The 18,120-nt window shown below is 74.2% G+C and carries 13 protein-coding genes; 4 read left to right on the top strand and 9 right to left on the bottom strand.

The window, feature by feature from the left end:
• Positions 1–9: 9 nt before the first annotated feature.
• Together Q7L73_RS01325 and Q7L73_RS01320 are read right to left on the bottom strand one after the other, a co-directional pair.
• Positions 10–675, bottom strand: coding sequence for an RES family NAD+ phosphorylase (locus tag Q7L73_RS01325; protein ID WP_304688476.1), 666 nt, complete (start codon positions 673–675; stop codon positions 10–12).
• 16 nt (positions 676–691) lie between these two features.
• On the bottom strand, positions 692–1,405 hold the full coding sequence (locus tag Q7L73_RS01320; protein ID WP_304688475.1) for a hypothetical protein: 714 nt from the start codon (positions 1,403–1,405) through the stop codon (positions 692–694).
• 127 nt (positions 1,406–1,532) lie between these two features.
• Between Q7L73_RS01320 and Q7L73_RS01315 the strand changes: the two genes are divergently transcribed.
• Positions 1,533–1,988 (top strand): plastocyanin/azurin family copper-binding protein, encoded by a 456-nt coding sequence (locus Q7L73_RS01315; protein ID WP_304688474.1) that lies wholly within the window; start codon positions 1,533–1,535, stop codon positions 1,986–1,988.
• A gap of 100 nt (positions 1,989–2,088) precedes the next feature.
• Here the strand turns inward: Q7L73_RS01315 and Q7L73_RS01310 are convergent, their stop codons facing one another.
• Complete coding sequence (locus Q7L73_RS01310) at positions 2,089–2,286, bottom strand: hypothetical protein (RefSeq protein ID WP_304688473.1); 198 nt, start codon at positions 2,284–2,286, stop codon at positions 2,089–2,091.
• A gap of 274 nt (positions 2,287–2,560) precedes the next feature.
• On the opposite strand from Q7L73_RS01310, the gene Q7L73_RS01305 reads away from it, so the two are divergent.
• A complete protein-coding gene (locus tag Q7L73_RS01305) occupies positions 2,561–3,208 on the top strand; it encodes a hypothetical protein (RefSeq protein WP_304688472.1) in 648 nt (215 codons plus the stop codon).
• A gap of 19 nt (positions 3,209–3,227) precedes the next feature.
• Here the strand turns inward: Q7L73_RS01305 and Q7L73_RS01300 are convergent, their stop codons facing one another.
• The 4 genes from Q7L73_RS01300 to alaS form a co-directional block, all read right to left on the bottom strand.
• A complete protein-coding gene (locus tag Q7L73_RS01300; RefSeq protein ID WP_304688471.1) occupies positions 3,228–4,016 on the bottom strand; it encodes a shikimate dehydrogenase in 789 nt (262 codons plus the stop codon).
• 64 nt (positions 4,017–4,080) lie between these two features.
• Positions 4,081–5,781 (bottom strand): endolytic transglycosylase MltG, encoded by a 1,701-nt coding sequence (gene mltG / locus Q7L73_RS01295; RefSeq protein ID WP_304688470.1) that lies wholly within the window; start codon positions 5,779–5,781, stop codon positions 4,081–4,083.
• A complete protein-coding gene (ruvX, locus tag Q7L73_RS01290; protein WP_304688469.1) occupies positions 5,778–6,191 on the bottom strand; it encodes a Holliday junction resolvase RuvX in 414 nt (137 codons plus the stop codon). The genes mltG and ruvX overlap by 4 nt, the downstream gene beginning before the upstream one ends.
• Positions 6,192–6,248: 57 nt before the next feature.
• Positions 6,249–8,915 carry an alanine--tRNA ligase gene (gene alaS, locus Q7L73_RS01285; protein ID WP_304688468.1) on the bottom strand — a complete coding sequence of 889 codons (2,667 nt, stop codon included), beginning with the start codon at positions 8,913–8,915 and terminating at the stop codon, positions 6,249–6,251.
• Between the two features lie 104 nt (positions 8,916–9,019).
• Between alaS and Q7L73_RS01280 the strand changes: the two genes are divergently transcribed.
• Positions 9,020–11,128, top strand: coding sequence for a hypothetical protein (locus Q7L73_RS01280; protein WP_304688467.1), 2,109 nt, complete (start codon positions 9,020–9,022; stop codon positions 11,126–11,128).
• 69 nt (positions 11,129–11,197) lie between these two features.
• On the opposite strand, the gene Q7L73_RS01275 is transcribed toward Q7L73_RS01280, so the two are convergent.
• Entirely contained in the window at positions 11,198–14,773 is a 3,576-nt protein-coding gene (locus tag Q7L73_RS01275; RefSeq protein ID WP_304688466.1) for a hypothetical protein, read from the bottom strand.
• Between the two features lie 196 nt (positions 14,774–14,969).
• Between Q7L73_RS01275 and Q7L73_RS01270 the strand changes: the two genes are divergently transcribed.
• Complete coding sequence (locus tag Q7L73_RS01270; RefSeq protein WP_304688465.1) at positions 14,970–16,634, top strand: hypothetical protein; 1,665 nt, start codon at positions 14,970–14,972, stop codon at positions 16,632–16,634.
• Here Q7L73_RS01270 and mnmA read toward each other — a convergent pair.
• Positions 16,613–18,106 carry a tRNA 2-thiouridine(34) synthase MnmA gene (mnmA, locus tag Q7L73_RS01265; protein WP_304688464.1) on the bottom strand — a complete coding sequence of 498 codons (1,494 nt, stop codon included), beginning with the start codon at positions 18,104–18,106 and terminating at the stop codon, positions 16,613–16,615. The two genes, Q7L73_RS01270 and mnmA, sit on opposite strands and share 22 nt — an antisense overlap.
• Positions 18,107–18,120 lie beyond the last annotated feature (14 nt).

Below are 18,120 nucleotides of genomic sequence, written 5' to 3'. Positions count from 1 at the left end.
GCGACGACGTCACGGCACGCCGCGCGGGGCGCGCAGGCCCTCGGCCCGCAGCCACGCGCGGTAGCCGTCGTGCGGCATGTCGGCGAAGGTCGTCTCGGTCACGAGCTGCTCCGGCGGCGTCCCCTCCGCCGCGAGGCTGCACGGCAGCCGCACGTCGGGATTGGGGTTCTCCCACCGCTCCAGCCCGCCCAGCAGCACCTTCTCGTAGCGGGTGCCGAAGAGCGTCAGGTTGGTCGCGCCGACGAGCGCCGCGCTCGGCGACAGCACGCCGCGGTAGCCGGCGGCGCGCAGGTCGTCGGCGATCGCCTGGCAGGCGCCGTGGTCGCCGACGGCGGCGCGTGGGTCGAGGCCGCAGTCGTCCCAGCGCTCGAAGCTCGAGAGGTCGGCGATCTGCGACTCGCGCACGAACACGAGCCACAGCCGGCGGCGGTACTGGGCGGCGCGGGTGTTGCCGCGGATCCGCTCGAAGCGGACCAGCTCGGCCCAGGCGCCGAGCGGCTCCAGCGCGAGGTACTGGGCGTAGCTCTCGCCGAGGCGGTGCCAGCGGGCGGAGCGCTGCGACGGCGTCGGCTCGCCGGCGGCGTGGTAGAGCGGCGGCCAGTCCGGCGCGACCTGGCGGAAGCAGTGCCACGAGCCGGCGACGCGCTCCGGCGCCGCTCTCCAGACCGGGCTCATCGCAGGCGCGGCAGCGTCATCCCGCCAGCTGACCGCGGGACCCGCGCGCGAGCGCCACCAGCGGGGCGTGCGCGCTCGCGACGCCGCGCTCCTCGATCAGCTGCAGCGGCGTGCGGCCGTCGAGCTGGTCGCGCTCGGCGTCGAACCAGAGCACGATCCCCAGCGGCGTCAGCGACTGGCGCAGGTAGCTGAGCAGCTGCGCCAGCACGACCGCGCGCTCGCCGTTGCGGGTGACCGGTCTGCCGGCGCGCCAGGCGCCGATCGTCTTGGTCGAGACGCCGAGCAGGCGCGCGAGGTCGCCGGCCGGGATCCGCTTCAGCGTCGCGAGCACGAAGTCGACGGCGGCGCGCGGGTCGTCCAGCTCGTCGTGGAGCAGCCTGCGCTCGATCCGCGCGAGCACGTCTCTCATCATCAGCTGGTGCAGCTCGACGTCGCCGGCGGCGTCCTGGACCTCCGGGTCGGCGTCGATCGCGCGGCGCAGGCCGACGAGGAACTCGAACAGCTTGCGCGCGTCATAGTCCTCGGTGCCCTGCGGAAGCGCGTTGGAGAGATCGAGGATCGCGTCCTCCAGCCGGCTGTACGCCTCGGCGCGGATCGCGCGGGCGGTGTCGGTGTCGACCTCGGCGGGATGGGCCGAGGGCCGCTCGCGCAGCGGTCCGATCAGCTCGCGGACGTGCTCCGCCTTGTGGCGCAGCTGACCCTCCGCAGGTGTGCCGGCGAGCGCGCTCATCGCGTGATGGAAATCCGCTGAAGTTCCATTGGGAGAAGAAGTCTATCGGACTGTGGGGCGGTGGGAAGGATCCGCGGGCAGCGGCATCCCTCTTCGGTGAACGCTTCAACGACCACGGAGGAGGCTGATGGCCGTGCAGCTCCCATCGATCCGCAGTGCCGGCGCCGTCGCGATGGCAGCAGGCGCACTCGCGCTGACCGCCTGCGGCGGGGACGACTCGTCCAGCAGCACGACGAGCGACACCAGCGCCGCCGCGACGCCGACGACGAGCGCGCCGCAGGGCAGCGCCAGCACCAACCTGGCGCTGAGAGCCGTCGAGGACGGCGGCCTCTCGTTCAGCAGAAGAACGCTGAGAGCGGCGGCGGGCGACGTCACGATCACGCTCGACAACCCGAGCGGCAACCAGGCGCCGCACGCGATCGAGATCGAGGGCAACGGCGTCGAGAGAGCGAGCGGCACGATCGAGCCGGGCTCGGCTCCCGCCTCCGTCACCGCGAACCTGAGACCGGGCACCTACACCTTCTACTGCCCGGTCGGCGACCACCGCGAGGAAGGCATGGAAGGCACCCTCACGGTCGGTTGACAGCCGGCGCGGGTCCGGCACCGGTTCGAAACGCCCCCGACCGGCCGCCGGGCACGCGCCGCCTCAGGCGCGGCTCCGTCCGCTGCCCGCAGCGCCCTCCTCAGGCGACCTCCTCGCCGTAGTCGTCGAGCGCAAGCGGCGCCGTCGGCGTCACGCGCACGACCCCGGCGGGGTCGCGCACCGGCACGACCAGACCGGCCGCGACGAGCGCGTCGATGTCGCGCAGCAGCTGCCTCGGATCAGGCGGCGCATCGTCGCTGCGGCGACCGGGCGTGGCTATGTCATCGTCATACGTCATCGGCTGTAGGACTCCTTCGGGCGGCAACGTAGGCCGATCATCGTCTCGCCCGGGTCGGACGGAACGGCCTGCCGTGCACACCCGTATGAGTTGTCAACAGCTGTCGTTTCAGCGATTTCCCCGCTTTTTGCGGGGAGGTTCGAAGTTGTCGACAGGTTCTGCACAGCCCTCGGTGCAGCTTTCGACACAGACCGGCGCGTAGAACCGTCCGGTGTAGGAGTTGTGAACAGGGTCTGCCGGCGCGGGGCGGGTGCGGCGCGGTAGGAATGGAGCCATGCCGTCGTCGCCCTCCTCTCGCAGCAGCTCGTCCCGCCTCACCCGTGCCGCCGGCGCGGAGCGGATGGCGCTGCTGCGCGAGCGCGACAAGCTCTCCCGCCGTCGCGCCGCCGCCGCCGAGGCGCTGGCGGCGATCGAGGAGCAGCTCGGCGAGGTCGAGGAGCGGCTGGAGCTGATCGACCGGCTCGTGCCGGAGGCCGCCAACGTCCACCCGCTGCCGGCGCGCGGCGGCGCGGCCGGCGACGGGCTGAAGGGCTCCGCGATCCGCAGGGCCGCGATCGACGTGCTGCTCGCCCGCCCCGGCGCCGCCGACCAGCCGATCCACTACAAGGAATGGTTCCGGCTGCTGGAGGCAAGCGGCCGCCCGGTCGCGGGCAAGGATCCGCTCGCGGTCTTCCTGACGCAGATCTCGCGCTCCCCGGTCGTCCGCCGCACGACCCACTCCGGCGTCTACGAGCTGGACCTGGAGGCGCCGGCCCGCCTGCGCTCCCGCCTCGACCGCCTCCACGCCCGCCTCGCCGAGCAGTCGACCGACCGCGCCGAGCGCGAGCGGATCGTCGCCGAGATCGGCATAGCCGAGCGCGCCCTCGACGAAGCCGAACGCGCCCTCCCCGCCCGCGACGCCGACCGCCGCGCGGCGGGCTGACGCGCGCCCGCGCCGCGCCTCAGCCGCGCGCGGCGGCGCGCATGACGTCGAGCGGGGCCGCTTGGCCGGTCCAGCGCTCGAAGCTGCGGGCGCCCTGGCGGACGAGGATCTCGAGGCCGTCGACGGCCGGGACGGTGGCGGCCTCGGCGGCGGCGATCAGGCCGGTGGCGGCTGCGCCGTAGACGAGGTCGACGACGCAGCGGTAGCCGGCGACCTGCGCGCGCGTCAGCGGCAGGTGGTCGAACTGGTCCTCGCCGGCCGCGAGGCCGGCGGCGGTCGTGTTGACGAGCAGGTCGGCCTCGATCGCGTCGTCGACGACGCGGCCGCCCAGCTCGGCCGTCAGCTGCTCGGCGCGGGCGCGGGTCCGGTTCCAGACGGCGACGTCGGCGGCGCCGGCGTCGCGCAGCGCCCAGATCGCCGCCCGCGCGGTGCCGCCGGCGCCGAGCACGAGCACGCGCGCGCCGGCCGGGTCGAACGGGAGCGCGTCGACGATCCCCGGCGCGTCGGTGTTGTCGGCGTGGATCCGCCCGTCGGCGAACGTGAGCGTGTTGGCGGCGCCGATCGCGCGGGCGGCGGCGGTCGCGTCGTCGGCGAGCGCGAGCGCGGCATGCTTGTGCGGGATCGTCACGTTCGCGCCGTGGAAGCCCGCCCCCGGCAACGCCCGCACCGTCTCCTCGAACAGCTCGGGCGGGACCGGCAGCAGCTGGTAGCTCCAGTCGGCCAGGCCGAGCGCGGCGTACGCGGCCTCGTGCATCGCCGGCGAGCGGCTGTGCCGCACCGGCCAGCCGAGCACGCCGCAGCGGGGCATCAGGCGCGGCCTCCGGCGGCGCCTCGCTCACGGCACGGCGTGACGGCAGCGGCGCGCGCCCCGCTCAGCATCTCGTCGGGGATCTGCCGCCTGCCGCCTCGCGCGCCTGGTTGTAGCGCGCGACGTCGGCGTTGAACTGCTCGATCGTGTCCGAGAAGGCGTGCTCGCCGCACGTCCCGGGCTTGACGACGTAGTAGAGCGCTCTGCTGTTCGCCGGCTTCGCGGCCGCTCTGATCGAGGCGACCCCCGGGCTGCCGATCGGACCCGGCGGGAGGCCGAGGCGCGTGCGCGTGTTGTACGGCGTGTCCGCGTCGAGGACCGACTGCTTGAGCGGGTTGACCCAGTCGTTCTGCTCGAACCGCAGCGTCGCGTCGATGCCGAGCGGGATGCTGTCGCGCAGGCGGTTGTAGATCACCGCGGCGACCAGCGGCCGCTCCTCCGGCACGCTCACCTCGCGCTCGACCATCGAGGCGATCGTCAGCACGTCGAAGGCGGTCAGTCTCTTGCTTCTCGCGTACGACAGGTCGATCGCGGCGAAGTTCTGCTTGAACGCTCTCAGCTGGTCCTCGACCAGCCGCTGGACCTTCGCCCCTCTCGGCACCTCGTAGGTCGCCGGGAAGAGGAAGCCCTCCAGCGTCGCGCCTCTCGGCGCGCCGTATCTCGCGGGGTCGAGCGATCTGGAGCTGCGCGAGGCGCTCAGGTAGTCGCCTCTCAGCCCCGCTCTCGCGGCGATCGCTCTCGTCTCGCGGCGGCTGCGGCCCTCGGGTATCGAGATCGTCACGACCGGGGCGGCTCTCGCCTGCTCCGGCGCGGCGGTCAGCGCGTCGAGCGCGGCGCCGTTGCTCATGTCCTGTCTGAGCGTGAAGGTGCCGGAGCGCAGGTCGGCGCGCTTGCCGCCGACGGTCGCGCGCAGGTTGAAGAAGAAGCTCGAGGAGATCACGCCTCTCTCCTCCAGCAGCTTGGCGACGTCGCCGGCGCCGGAGCCCTGCGGGATTCTCACGACGACTCTGCCGCTGCCGTCGCCCCCGCCGCCGATCGGCTGGAAGATCCCGTTGACGAACCACAGCAGCGCGAGCACCAGCACGACGACGACGCCCGCGACGATCCGCGGGCCGAGGCTGCGGCGTCTCCTGCTGGCGCCCATCACCTCGCCGGGGCGCTTGACGCGCACCCCGCGGCCCTTCGGCAGCTCGGCGCCGCCGCGGCGCTGCTTGCCCTCGCCCCTGCCGGGACGGTGGATGTGCGGCAGGTGCGCGCGGCTGACGCGTCTGGTGCCGAGCGGCGCCTCGTGCTCGCCGGTGTGCTCCCCCGTCGCCGGGTCGGCCGGTGCGGGCGGCTCGGGCGGTGTCACGGGCGGCGGCGACGGCGCGACCGCCTCGGACGGGAACGACGGGATCGTCTCGTGCGCCTGGGTGGCGTCGGGATCCGCTCTCGGAGGCTGACTGTCGGCCCACGCCTCCGTCACGTCCCATTGCTGGGTCTCCTGCAGCGGCGACGGCTCCGGCGGCTGCGGCTCGCGCGGCGCGGGCTCGGGGTCGCGCGCGGGCGGCTCCGGGGTGGGCTCGTCGAAGAAGGAGACGGGCTCCGGCTCCACGGGGACGGGCGGCGCGTGCTCCGGCTCCGGCGGCGCGGCCTCGGCGCGCTCCTCAGGCTCCAGCAGATGATCCGGGACCGGCTCGCCGGAGCGCTCGTAGCGGCGCCGCTCGCGCTCGCGGCGCGCGCGCTCGCGCTCCTCCGGCGTGCGGTCGCCTCCGCGCGGGCTCATGCCGACCCCTCCTCGAACAGCTCACGGTTGCGCACCAGCCAGCCCTCCAGCAGCACGGCGGCGGCGCGCGAGTCCTCGCTCTCGCGACCACCGACGGAGGCGGCGATCACGGTCGTGAAGCGTTCGTCGTAGAGGTCGATCGGGATCTCCTCCCCAAGGATCGTGGCGAGTCTGGCGGCGAAGGCTCGCGCCTCCTCGGTCTGCGCGGTGTCGGCGCCCGAGAGGCCGAGCGGCAGGCCGACGACGATGCGGTCGACCTCGCGCTCGCGCACGACGTGCAGCAGCCGCGCCATCCCCTTGCGGGTGCCGGGCCGTTCGACGTGCGCGATCGGGGTCGCGAGCGTGCCGGTGGGGTCGCTAAGCGCGCAGCCGCAGCGGGCGCTGCCGTAGTCGAGCGCGAGCACGCGCATCAGCTTACGCGGCCCGCGCGTCCGCACGCGGGCCGGTCGGGGACGGCGTCTGGCGCATCAACCCGCGAGGGCTGCCTCGATCGCTGCGCGGGCGGCGTCGATCGCCTCCGGCAGCTTCTCAGGGTCGCGGCCTCCCGCGCGCGCCATCGTGTCGCGGCCGCCCCCGCCGCCGCCGGTCAGCTCGGCCGCGACCTTGACGATCGCGCCGGCCTTGACGCCCCGCTCGACGAGCGCCGGAGCGACCGTCGCGACGAGGTGGACTCTGCCGTCGGCGACCGAGCCGAGCACGATCGCGGCGTCGCCGAGCTTGCCCTTGAGCCTGTCGGCGACATCCGGCAGCGCCTTCGGGTCGTTGGACTCGATCACGGCCGTCAGCACGCGCGCGCCGCCGTCGTGCTCGCTGGCGGCGGCCAGCAGCGCGTCGAAGTCGAGCCCGCCGGCCGCGGCGCCGCCCTGCTTGGCAGCCTTCTCCAGCTCCTTGACGCGGCCGCGCAGCTTGTCGACCTCGACCGGGACCTGCTCCGGCGTCGCGCGCAGCGCGGTCGCCGCCGTGCGCAGCGCGACGTCGTGCTCGCGCAGCTGCGTCACCGCCGCCGGGCCGGTGATCGCCTCGATGCGACGCACGTTGGCGGCCGACGAGGTCTCCGCCGTCACCTTGAAGAGGCCGATCTCGGCGGTCGAGCGGACGTGCGTGCCGCCGCACAGCTCGCGCGAGAAGGAGCCGTCGCCGATCTCGACCATCCGCACGACGTCGCCGTACTTCTCGCCGAACAGCGCCATCGCCCCGAGCTTCTTCGCCTCGTCGAGCGTCGTCGTCAGCCAGCGCACCGGCAGGTTGGCGAGAATTCTCTCGTTGACCTCGTCCTCGACCTCGCGCAGCTCCTCCGGCGTCAGCGCCTGCGAGTGCGTGAAGTCGAAGCGCAGCTTGTCGGGCTGGACCGCGGAGCCGGCCTGGCGGACGTGGTTGCCGAGCTTTCTGCGCAGCGCAGCGTGCAGCAGGTGCGTCGCGGTGTGGTTGGCCTCGGTCGCGTGGCGCGCGGCGCGGTCGACGACCGCGGTCACGTGCTCGCCGGGCTTGAGCGTCCCGACCTCGGGCTCCAGCACGACGACCTGGTCGGCGCCGCCGGCGACGCGCAGCACGTCGACGACGCGCGCTCTGCAGTCGCCGTCGGCGCAGGTGACCCAGCCGGCGTCAGAGACCTGGCCGCCGCCGGCCGCGTAGAACGGCGACTCGACCAGCTTGACGAGCACGTGGCCGTCGCGCTCGGCCTCCAGCGCGCCGACGGTCGTCTCCTGGTCGGTCGTCGTGTAGCCGGTGAACTCGCTCGTGAAGGCGGCGTCGAAGGAGAGCGACTGGGCCCGCTCGCGCAGCAGGTCTCTGCCGCTGCCCTTGCCGCCGCCGGCACCGGCGCGCGCGCGGGCGCGCTGCGCCTCCATCAGCTCCTCGAAGCCGGGCTCGTCGACGCCGAGGTCGTGCTCGGCGGCGATCTCGCGCGTGATGTCGATCGGGAAGCCGTAGGTGTCGTGGAGCTGGAAGACGTCGGCGGCGCCGAGGCCCTCCTTGCCCTCGCGCCTGGCCTCGGCGATCAACTCGTCAAGCAGTCTCGTGCCCTGCTCGAGCGTGCGGCCGAAGCCCTCCTCCTCGGCGACCAGCCACTTCAGGATCGCCTCTCTCTGCTCGACGATCTCCGGGTAGGCGGCCCCCATCAGCTGCTCGACCAGCGTCGCGAAGCGCGGCAGGAAGCCCGGCTGGATCCCGATCCGGCGGCCGTGCTGGATCGCGCGCCGCATCACGCGGCGGAGGATGTAGCCGCGATCCTCGTTGGAGGGGACGACGCCGTCGGCGACGAGGAAAGTCATCGCGCGCGAGTGGTCGGCGAGGATCCGCAGCGCCCGCGTCGTCTCCTCGTCCTGGCCGTAGCTGCGGCCCGACAGCTCCTGGCCGAGCTCGATCAGCGGCCAGAACTGGTCGGTCTCGAAGACCGACTCCTTGCCCTGCAGGATCGCCGCGAAGCGGTTGAGGCCGAGGCCGGTGTCGATGTTCTTCGCCGGAAGCGGCGTGAGCACGTTGACCGGGTTCTGGTCGAACTGCATGAAGACGAGGTTCCAGAACTCGAGGAAGCGCTCGTTCTCGCCGCCCGGGAGGTCGTCCTCCTTGCCGAAGGAGAGCCCGCGGTCGAGGTACAGCTCCGAACAGGGGCCGCACGGACCGGTCGGGCCGGCCTGCCAGAAGTTCTCCGAGCGAGGGCACTCGACGATCCGCTCGCGCGGGACGCCGGCCTTCAGCCACAGCTCGATCGCCTCCTCGTCGGCGCCGAGGCCCAGCTCCTCGTCGCCACCGAAGACGGTGACCCAGACATCCTCTTCTCTGAAGCCGAACCCTCTCGTGGCCAGCTCCCAGGCGAAGCCGATGACCTCTTCCTTGAAGTAGTCGCCGATCGAGAAGTTGCCGAGCATCTCGAAGAAGGTGAGGTGCCGCAGCGTGTTGCCGACGTTCTCGATGTCGGTCGAGCGGAAGCACTTCTGGCAGCTCGTCAGGCGCGTGCGCGGCGGCTGCTCGACACCCTGGAAGTACGGCTTCAGCGGGTGCATGCCGGCGGTCGTCAGCAGCACCGAGGGGTCGTGCGTCGCGGGCACGAGCGAGGCCGAGCGCAGGCGCTGGTGGCCGCGCTGCTCGAAGAACGAAAGGTAGGTTTCGCGGATCTCGTCGGAGGTCATCGGCATGGGCTGCGCAGTCTAGAGCGTCGATTGCACGGCCCGCGCGGTGACGTGCGCAGCGGTGCGCACGCCCGCTGGCGCGTCGCCGCTGCGCCTGGTTGGATTCCGCGATGCCCGTACGCCGCTCTGCCGCTCTGCGCGCGCTCCTGCTCGCGCTCGCCGTCAGCGCCCCCGCCGCCGCGACCGCCGCGGCCGCGTGGCGGGAGCTGCCGCCCTACGAGGTCCCCGGCGACGCCTCCGCCGCCTGCCTGCGGGCGAGCGGGCCGGGCGGGCTGTCGCTGCTGGGAGGGATGCGCAGAACGGAGCTGCTGACGGTCGACGCGGCTGGGATCTCGGTCGCCGGCACGACCGGCAGCCGCGGCCGGATCGACGTCTGCACCGAGGCGGCGACGCTGCCGCAGCCGCCGCTGACGGCGACGGGCATTCGCGTCCCGCACAGCGGCAGATTCGCGCGTCAGCGGCTCGCCGTCACCGACGGCGCCGGCAGACGCACCGTCCTGACGCGCCGGCCGGTGTGGGTGATGACGCCGCCCGCCGTCGCCGGGACGGCCTCCGGCGCGGCCGTCGTCGCCTGGCTGGAGACACGCTCCGCGCGCAGACCCACCGCCCTGATGGCGGCGACGCGGCCCTCCGCGAACGCGCCGTTCGGCGTGCCGCAGCAGCTCGGCAGCAGCCAGATCTCATACACGGCGGTCCGCGCCGGGATCGATGACAGCGGGCGCGCGCACGTCGCCTGGCTCGACGGCGGCTCGGGCAGAAGCACGGTCACGGTCGCCAGCGCGGCGCCCGGCGCCCGCTTCGCGCCCGCCCGCGCACTCGGCAGCGTGCGCGACTTCAGTGCCGGCAAGGACCTCGCGCTCGCCGTCGCCGGCGACGGTCGCGCGCTGATCGCCGGGCCGCGCGGCGAGCGGCTCGGGCTGTGGGAGCTGGCGGCGGGCGGCGCCCGCTTCGCGCCCGCCGGCGCGCTGCAGGCGCCGGCCGATCAGATCGCGCTCGCGCTGCGGCCTGACGGCGCCGCGGTCGTCGCGTCGCGCTCGGCCGAGCCGGAGGCGATCTCGCTCGCCCGCCGGCAGGCAGGCGGTGCCTTCGGCGCAGTTGAGGCGCTGCTGACGCCGCAGGGCGCGCCGCCGCGTCGCATGGACGGCGACCGGGTGACGTTCGTCGGCGGCGGCACCGGCGGAGAGCTGCTCGGCTCGCGCCTGAGCGCGGCGCTGTCGGCCGGTGGCGAGATCGTCGTGACCTCGTTCGCGTCCGCCGAGGGCGGGGCGCAGGCGCGGGTCGCCGCCTGGCGCGGCACGCTCGCCGGCGCCGGCAGCGGGCGGATCGTGAGAGACGGCCGCTTCCAGATCCGGATCGCCGGCCGCGCACGGTCGCTCGGCAGCTCCTGCCGCAGCGCCACCGGCGTCGTCGCGCTGCAGCTGGCCGACGGGCGGCTCGCGGTCGCCTGGAGCGACGACGGCAGCTCGCACGACCTGCTCGGCCTCGACGTCGGTGACGGCGACGGTCAGCTGCACGTCGCGATCCCCAGCGAGGCCGCCCCAGCGACCGCGCCGCCGGCCGCGCCGCGGCTGCGAGCGCAGGTGCTCGGCGACGGCGTCGTCGGCTCCGGCACGCCGCTGCGGGTGCGCGTCAGCTGCGGCACCGAGCCATGCGACGTGCGCGCCAGCGCTGACGTCGTGCCGTTCTCGGCGCGCTCCCGCAGCGCCGCCGTCGTCGCGCCGGTCGTCAGCGCGAGCACGCCGCTGGCGGCCGGTCAGCGCGGCGAGCTGCGGCTCGCCCCGACCGACAGCGTCGCGTTCGCACGGCCGGGCAGACGCGTGCGGCCGAAGATCTCGCTGCTGGCCTGCACGCCCGACGGCGCCGCGCAGACGCGACTGACCCTGCGCCCGCGGTTGCGCGGGCGTGCGCTGTCACCGCAGCCGCGGATCGTCGGCCTGCGCGCCGTCCGCCGCGGCGACCGGATCGTCGTCCGCTGGCGGCTGTCGCGGCCGGCTCCGCGCGGCAGCAGCTTCACCGTGCTCGGCTACGACGGCGAGCGGTGGCCGGTCGCCTTCCCGCGCGGAGAGGTGCGCCGCGCCGGCGACACGTGGAGCGCCGTGCTCCGTGTCGAACAGACCGGTCGCCCTGGCCAGGACACGAACGGGCCGATCGACGTCGCGATCACGCTCGCGACCGCCGAGACGCCGGACGCGGCCGAGGCGCAGATCACGGTCCGCTGAGTGACGCGGCGCTGCGCCCGTCCGCCGGCCGAGTGGGTCGGCGGCGGACGGGCACGGCGCGGATGCGGCTCAGCGGCGGCGCTTCTTCGTCGCTCTTCTCGGCTGGCGCGGTCTGACGGCGGCCGATCTCGCTCTGCCCGCGGGGCCGAGCTTGGCGCTCGCGGTGCGGGCGGCGACGGTGGCGCTGACGGCGTATCTCGCCGCCACCGGGGAGATCCGCAGCGAGCGGGCGCCGGCCGGCAGGACGCGGGCGATTCTGCGGCCGTCGCCGACGCTGACGCGGACGAGGTAGCCGGCGGCACCGCTGGCGCGGCTCCAGCGGACGGTCGCGGCGTTGCCGCTGCGGCGGATCGCGACGCCGCGCACGCGCGCGGGGCGCGGCGGCGCGGGCGCCGTGTAGCTGGCGACGACTCTGCGCACGCGCGGGGAGCCGTCCTGGCTCAGCAGCGCGGTCACCGTCCGCTTGCCGCCGGGCAGGTCGCCGGTCGTGAAGCGGACGCTGCCGCTGCCGGCGTTGCGGGTTGCGAGCGTGCGGCTGAAGCCGCGGCCCTGCTCGACCAGCGTCAGCGTCAGGCCGTCGCGCTTCGTCGCTCTGTAGCTGAGCGTGCGCGTGCGGCCCCTGCCCGCGACGCGCGCGGAGACGGTCGGCGCCGGCAGGCCGGTCGCGAGCTGGATGCCGGCGATCGCGGCCGGGCGGGCTCTCGGACGGGCCGCGCCGATGCGCGCCGCGGAGCCGTTCGGCGCGCCGTCGCCGGCACGCGCGGCGACGGCCGCGGACGCCCGCGCCGCCCCCGCCGCCGGCTCGATTCTCCACGTGCCCGCCTTCGGGCCGACGATGCCGATCGTCACGCGCGTCGGCGAGACCTGCAGCGCCAGCACTCTCAGCAGCTTCAGCAGCGCCGGGTCGGTCGGCAGCGGCGGCGTCAGCAGCAGCGGCTCGATCCGCTCGCCGCTGGGGTCGACCAGCACGACGCTCGGCAGCCCGCCGTCGCCGTCGACCTGGATCGAGACCGACCCCGTGCCGGGCTTCACGTCGAAGCTCGAGCCGACCGCCAGCGGCCCGCTCGGACCGCCGCCGGCGCCGTTGCCCGGCAGCGGCCGGTAGGCCGACAGGTCGCAGCTGGGGAACATGATCTCGGGCAGCGTGTCGCCCCAGTGGTAGCCGAAGCCGAGCGAGGCGATCAGCAGCTCGTAGCAGCCGCCGAAGCCGCTGGTGGAGGCGAGCGCGTCGACGTTGCCGAAGTTCTGGCCGGCGATCTCGACGCCGCCGCTGATCTCCGCCAGGAACTCCTTTCTCGGCCCGTCGAGCGTCACCTGGCCGTTGCCTTCGACCTTGACGAGGTCGGCGTCGAATCTGACGCCCGCTCTGATCGAGGCGTAGCCGTCGGCGTTGACGACGAAATGCTCGTCGGCCATCTTGATGTCGAAGAGGCTGCCGGTGCCGTCGAAGGTGATCGTGATCGGGTCGCCGAAGCTGATCGTGCCTCTGCCGTCGACGGTCGCCGTGAACGGCCCTCTCGGCGTCAGCGGGATCGCGCCGAACTGGCCGCGCACCGAGATCTCCAGCGGGTTCAGTCTCACGCCGCCGCCGATCTGCGTCAGGTAGATGCCCGGCCCGAGCAGGATCCCGGGCGGGAACGGCGGCGTCAGCACCAGCTCGCCGGACTCGAACGCGCCTCTGACGAAGACGACTCTCGCGTCCAGTCTCATCCCTCTGCCGGGCGGCGGGAACAGCAGCGACGCGGCGCCGTCCCAGCGCTCGGCGGCGCCGTCGTAGCCGATGTGCAGGTCGCGGATCAGCAGCGGCCCGATCGGCGCCTCCTTGACGTCGATCACGAGCGAGTTGAGGTGCAGGCCGGTCTTGCTGTCGGCGACCAGCTCGGCCGCGCCGGTGACGCCGCCGAGGTACGGCGGCAGCTTCAGCGACAGCGGTATCCGCACACCCTGTCTGGTCAGGAAGACGTCGACCTTGCCGACGATCCCGAAGCCCTTAAGCTCGGCGCTGAACTGGTTCATCGGGAACGAGAAGGGGACGCCGCTGGCGGCCGTCGGCAGCTCGACGTGGAGCGGCCCGTGCCACAGCACGACCTCGCCTATCCCCGGGCCGCGCACGAGCGCCTGCACGGGACCGGTCGTGTCGAGCGTGTGTCTGGCGGCGTCGATCAGGATCCGCACGCCGTCGTCGGGGACGATCTTCATCCCGTTGAAGTCGATCTCGCCGTTGGTGACGCTGACGTTCGCGTTCGCGCCCGTGCCCTTGAAGAAGCAGGCGAACGGCGAGCCGGGCGCGATCCGCACGACGCCGAACGTGATCTCCTGGCAGCCGCTTCTGGCGTTCGGGTCGCCGCCGCCGGGCAGCGTGCCGAGGCCGGCTCTGCCGGTCGGCCGCAGCGAGCCGAACGGGACCGCCGCGATCGGGCCGAAGCCGTTGACGCCGCCGCTCGTGTTGTAGGCGAGCACGCCGCCGCCGTCGTCGGTCGCGCCGAGCTGCAGCTGGCCGTTGCCGGTGCCGGCCGCCATCAGCGCCGCCGGCGTCCACGCGCCGCCGCCCTGCGAGCTGCGCAGGCGCACGCCGGGATCTCTGCCGCCGCGCTGCTGCCAGGCGGTGAAGAGGCGGCCGGAGGGATCCTCGAACAGGTCGGGCAGGATGTCGTCCTCGCCGTCGCTGACGGTCGTCGCTCTGCCGACGGCGGTGCCGGCGACTCTGCGGATCGCGTACGGCCCGCCGAACGCCGGCTTGTTCAGCAGGAAGGTCCCGGACGGGCCGCCGGCGATCACCGGCTCGTCACCCGCGACCGCGACCGGCGCGCTCCAGGTGGCGGGATCGGCCGGCGAGCCGCTGCCGCTCCAGCTGCGCACGAACGAGGTCCGTCTGAGGTCGGCGAAGGCGGCGATCGGGCGGCCGCCCTCGAGTGCGAGCGTGCCGTAGTAGGCCTGGTCGGGACCGCCGGCCTCGAGGCTGCTCTTGGCGCTCGTGAAGGTGCCGGGCTTTATCGCCTGCAGGCAGGTGTGGCAGACCGTCTCGGTCTGGCTGATCGCGAGGATCGTCGGGTCGTCGGAGGCGCCGAAGGCGACGACGCCGCCGTTGATCTCGGCATCGCCGACGATCGCGGGACCGGTGAAGCTGTTGCCGCCGTCGTCGCTGACCCAGGCCAGCAGCGTTCTCGCCGGGTCGGAGCCGTCGGGCTTCTCGTACGCGGTCGGGTAGCGGTAGCTGAGGAGGACGAGCTGGTTGCCGATCGCGACCGCTCTCGGCCCGCTCTGGTCGACGTTGAACGACGGATCGTCGCCGGGGCCGTACTCCTTCGGCGTCGTCAGCGCCTGCGTCGCGGGCGGGTTGTCGCAGGCGGTCGCGCCGCGTCTGATGCGGCAGTAGCGCAGCACGTCGGCGTTGCCGCCGTCGTCCTCGGTCCAGACGACGTGCGAGGTGCCGGCGGCGTCGACGACGACGTCGGGGAAGCGGCCGGCCGGCGACAGCGCCACCGGTCTCGCGACCGGCACCGCCGGCGCATTCGTTCTCGGCACGCGCGTCGTGCCTCTGTATCCGGGCGTGCGGTAGGTCGGCAGCTTCGCGGCGGACGCGGCTGCGGCCGGCAGGCTCGCGCACGCGAGCACGACGGCGAGGAACGAGAGCAGGCGGCGCATGCCGGCGAATCTTCCACACGACCTCCCGAATGTCCACAAACCTGTCTTCATCTCACCTTCATCACACGAGCATGAGCGACGTGGCGCGTGGGTAGGGCGGTGACAAACCGTCACCGAAGCTGCCGTTCCCGGAGGTCGCGCCTTGCCCGTCGTACGTCGTCTCCTGCCGTCCGCGCTCGCGGTCGGACTCGTGTCGTTGGCCGCCGCGCCCGCTGGCGCGACCCAGTTCGGCGGCGCAGCCGACTATCCCGCCGACGGCGCGCTGCCGGGCGGGCGGGACATCGTCCGCGCCGAGGCGCGCTACGACGACGCCAGCGGCGCGCTGCTGCTGGTGACGACCTTCCGCGCGGCGCCGACGCAGGCCGACGTGCTCGCCGGCGCCTTCGGCGTCCGCGGCGCCGACGGCGCGTGCAATTTCCCCGGCGTCGTCTTCGCGGGCGCGACCGGCATCGCCTTCAACACGCAGTGGTCGCGCTACGACGCCGGCGGCAGCGTCGTCGCCAGAGGCAGCGGCGCGCGCCAGGCGGACGGGACGACGGTGCTGTACGCGCTCGCCAGCGGCGGCTTCGCGGGCCAGGGCTACAACTGCATCGCCTCGCTGCAGGTCAGCGACGGCTCCAGCAGCGCGGTCGTCAAGAGAGTCGACGGCTTCGCGCTGACGCCGGTCGCAACCCCGCAGCCGCAGCCCGATCCGGCGCCGACCGCTCCGGCCCCCGCCCCCGGCCCGACGACGACCACCACCAACCCGCCCCCGCCGACGCCGGCCAGAAGAGCGGTCGTGAGGAAGGTCGCGAGACTGTCCGCCGGGGTCGTCGGCACGGCGACGCGGGTCGTCGCGAAGGGCCGCTGGACGACGTTGAAGCTGCGCGTCGTCAACGGCGGCACGGCCGACGCGAAGCGGACGACGGTCACCGTCAGCGGCACGCGCGGCGTCACCGTGAAGGTCGCCGGCGCGCCGCGCAAGCGTCCCGGCACGCGCGCGCTGAAGACGCTGAAGGCCGGCAAGGCGAGCACGCTCACCGTCAAGGTCCGCGCGACCCGCGCCGGCAGCGTCCGCTTCCGCGCGGCCGCCGCTGGCAGGCTCTCCGCCAGCGGCCAGGTGGCGCTGAAGCTGAAGCGTGCGCCGACGCCGTCACCGAGAAGAGGGACGGCGCCGAGACCGAGACCGGCGCTGACCGGCCCGCTCGCCGGCCGCTACTTCTGGGGCACCGAGATCGACCCGATGTACGCCTGGGACAACCACGCCGTCTGGTTCGTCGACGACAGGTGGGCGTACTACGGCTTCCCTCCCGCCGGCCGACCGAAGTGCACGGGGCCCACGACGGTCACCGACGACAAGGGCAGAGCGACCGACGAGGGCTGCAGACCGTATACGTACGACGCCAGGTCGGGCAGATTGACGGTCGGCTCGCTGGCCGGCACGTTCAGAGCCAAGGACGGCGACGTGACGCTCGGCGAGCTCGACTTCAACTGGGAGCTGACGATCCCGAGCGCGGGCGCCCGCTACGAGGCCGACCTCGAGCACCGCGGCTTCAGCGGCATGTGCGGGCTGATCATGGGCTGCACGACCTGGCACTACCTGTTCGCGCTCAGAGCCGACGGCAGATTCATGCGCTCCAACAGCACCACGACGACGATGGGCGACGGCACCAGCACGCCGTTCGTGTGGGGCAGCAGCATGCCGCCGGACAAGACCGGCACGTACGAGATCCTCGCCGGCGGCGCGATCCGCTTCCGCTACCTCGACGGCAGAGTCGCGACCGAGACGATCGGGATCGAGCGCAGCAGAGGCAAGCCCGACGCCGCCGGCAGAGGGATCGTGATCGGCGACACCAACTACTACCCGGACGACGACGACTGAGCGAGCGGCGGGCGGTCGATCGTCGCCCAGCCGATCACGACGTCGCCGTCGAGCAGGCAGGCGAGCTGGCCGGGCGCGGCGCCGTCGACCGGCTGCTCCAGCGCGACCTCCAGCCGCCGGTGGGCGCCGGCGGCCGGCTCGCCGACCAGCCGCGCCGGCAGCGGCTTGGCGCGGTAGCGCAGCTTGACGCGGTCGACGCGGGCGCCGTCGCGGTGCAGGCGCGCGCCGCGCAGCGGCACCGAGGTCGTCTCCAACTCGGCGCGCGGGCCGGCGACGACGCGGTTGCCGGCCGCCTCGGTCCGCAGCACGTAGAGCGGCTCCTCGGCGGCGACGCCGAGCCCTCTGCGCTGGCCGACGGTGTAGCCCTGATGGCCGCGATGGCGCCCGAGCACGCGGCCGCTGCTGTCGACGATCTCCCCCGGCTGCTGCTCGATCCCGGCGTGGCGGACGAGGAACTCGGAGCGGCTGGTGCCGGCGAGGAAGCAGAGGTCCTGCGAGTCCGGCTTGGAGGCGACCGGCAGCTCGGCCTCGGCCGCCAGCGCGCGCACCTGCGGCTTCGTCAGCTCGCCGAGCGGGAAGCGCATCCGCGCCAGCGAGCCGGGCGCGAGCGCGGCGAGCATGTAGGTCTGGTCCTTCCAGGCGTCGACAGCGGCCCGCAGCAGCGGCGGCGCACCGTCGCCCGCGCCGGCCTCGACGCGCGCGTAGTGGCCGGTCGCCAGCGTCGCGGCGCCGAGGCGGTCGGCGAAGTCGAGCATCGCGTCGAGCCGCACGTGGCCGTTGCAGCGGATGCAGGGGTTGGGCGTGAGGCCGGCGCGGTGGTCCTCCAGGAACGGGTCGACGACGCCGGCGCGGAACTCCGCGCGCAGGTCGAGCGTGAAGTGCGGCAGGCCCATCCGGTGGGCGAGCGCGCGCGCATGCCGGACCGCCTGGGCCGAGCAGCAGGAGCGCTCGCCGTCGTTCTCCTCGTCGGCCCACAGCTCCAGCGTGACGGCGACCGCGTCACCGCCGTCGCGGCCCGCCAGCAGCGCCACGACGGCGCTGTCGACGCCGCCGGACATCGCCACCAGCGTCCGCTCGCCGTCAGCGGGGCCGGGCAGCGCGCCCTGTTCGCGTACGGCCGTACCGAGTGCCCGCGCGAGCGCGTCGGCGACCAGCTCGGCGGCATGGAACTTGCCGGCGGAGAGCCCGCCGAGCTGCTCGGCGAGGTCGTGCGCGCCGAGCCGGGCGGCCGCGCGCAGCTCCATCCCCTCGACCAGCTCCGCGGTCGCGCTCAGCGCCGCGAGCGTCGCGCCGCAGGCCTCCGCCTCCCAGCCGAGCGCGCCGACGCGCGTCCCGCCCGCGTCGAGCGCGAGCGCGACCCGCACGACGTCGCCGCACAGTCTCGTGCCGGCGACGCCGAGCGCCGCACCCGCAGGCGCGCGCCCGTGCCCGTGCCGGGAGATCAGGTGGTGCTCGAACAGCTCGCGATCCACGACCAGCGAGTGTA

Origin of the sequence: Conexibacter sp. CPCC 205762 (assembly GCF_030646155.1) — a bacterium.
In the GTDB taxonomy this organism is placed as follows: domain Bacteria; phylum Actinomycetota; class Thermoleophilia; order Solirubrobacterales; family Solirubrobacteraceae; genus Conexibacter.
The sequence above is the reverse complement of the archived record's forward strand: the minus strand, read 5'-3'. Positions and strand labels throughout refer to the sequence as shown.

Coding starts and splice junctions, on each gene's coding strand:
- Q7L73_RS01325 (WP_304688476.1), bottom strand. CDS start 675: ATGAGCCCGGTCTGGAGAGCGGCGCCGGAGCGCGTCGCCGGCTCGTGG.
- Q7L73_RS01320 (WP_304688475.1), bottom strand. CDS start 1,405: ATGAGCGCGCTCGCCGGCACACCTGCGGAGGGTCAGCTGCGCCACAAG.
- Q7L73_RS01315 (WP_304688474.1), top strand. CDS start 1,533: ATGGCCGTGCAGCTCCCATCGATCCGCAGTGCCGGCGCCGTCGCGATG.
- Q7L73_RS01310 (WP_304688473.1), bottom strand. CDS start 2,286: ATGACGTATGACGATGACATAGCCACGCCCGGTCGCCGCAGCGACGAT.
- Q7L73_RS01305 (WP_304688472.1), top strand. CDS start 2,561: ATGCCGTCGTCGCCCTCCTCTCGCAGCAGCTCGTCCCGCCTCACCCGT.
- Q7L73_RS01300 (WP_304688471.1), bottom strand. CDS start 4,016: ATGCCCCGCTGCGGCGTGCTCGGCTGGCCGGTGCGGCACAGCCGCTCG.
- mltG (WP_304688470.1), bottom strand. CDS start 5,781: ATGAGCCCGCGCGGAGGCGACCGCACGCCGGAGGAGCGCGAGCGCGCG.
- ruvX (WP_304688469.1), bottom strand. CDS start 6,191: ATGCGCGTGCTCGCGCTCGACTACGGCAGCGCCCGCTGCGGCTGCGCG.
- alaS (WP_304688468.1), bottom strand. CDS start 8,915: ATGCCGATGACCTCCGACGAGATCCGCGAAACCTACCTTTCGTTCTTC.
- Q7L73_RS01280 (WP_304688467.1), top strand. CDS start 9,020: ATGCCCGTACGCCGCTCTGCCGCTCTGCGCGCGCTCCTGCTCGCGCTC.
- Q7L73_RS01275 (WP_304688466.1), bottom strand. CDS start 14,773: ATGCGCCGCCTGCTCTCGTTCCTCGCCGTCGTGCTCGCGTGCGCGAGC.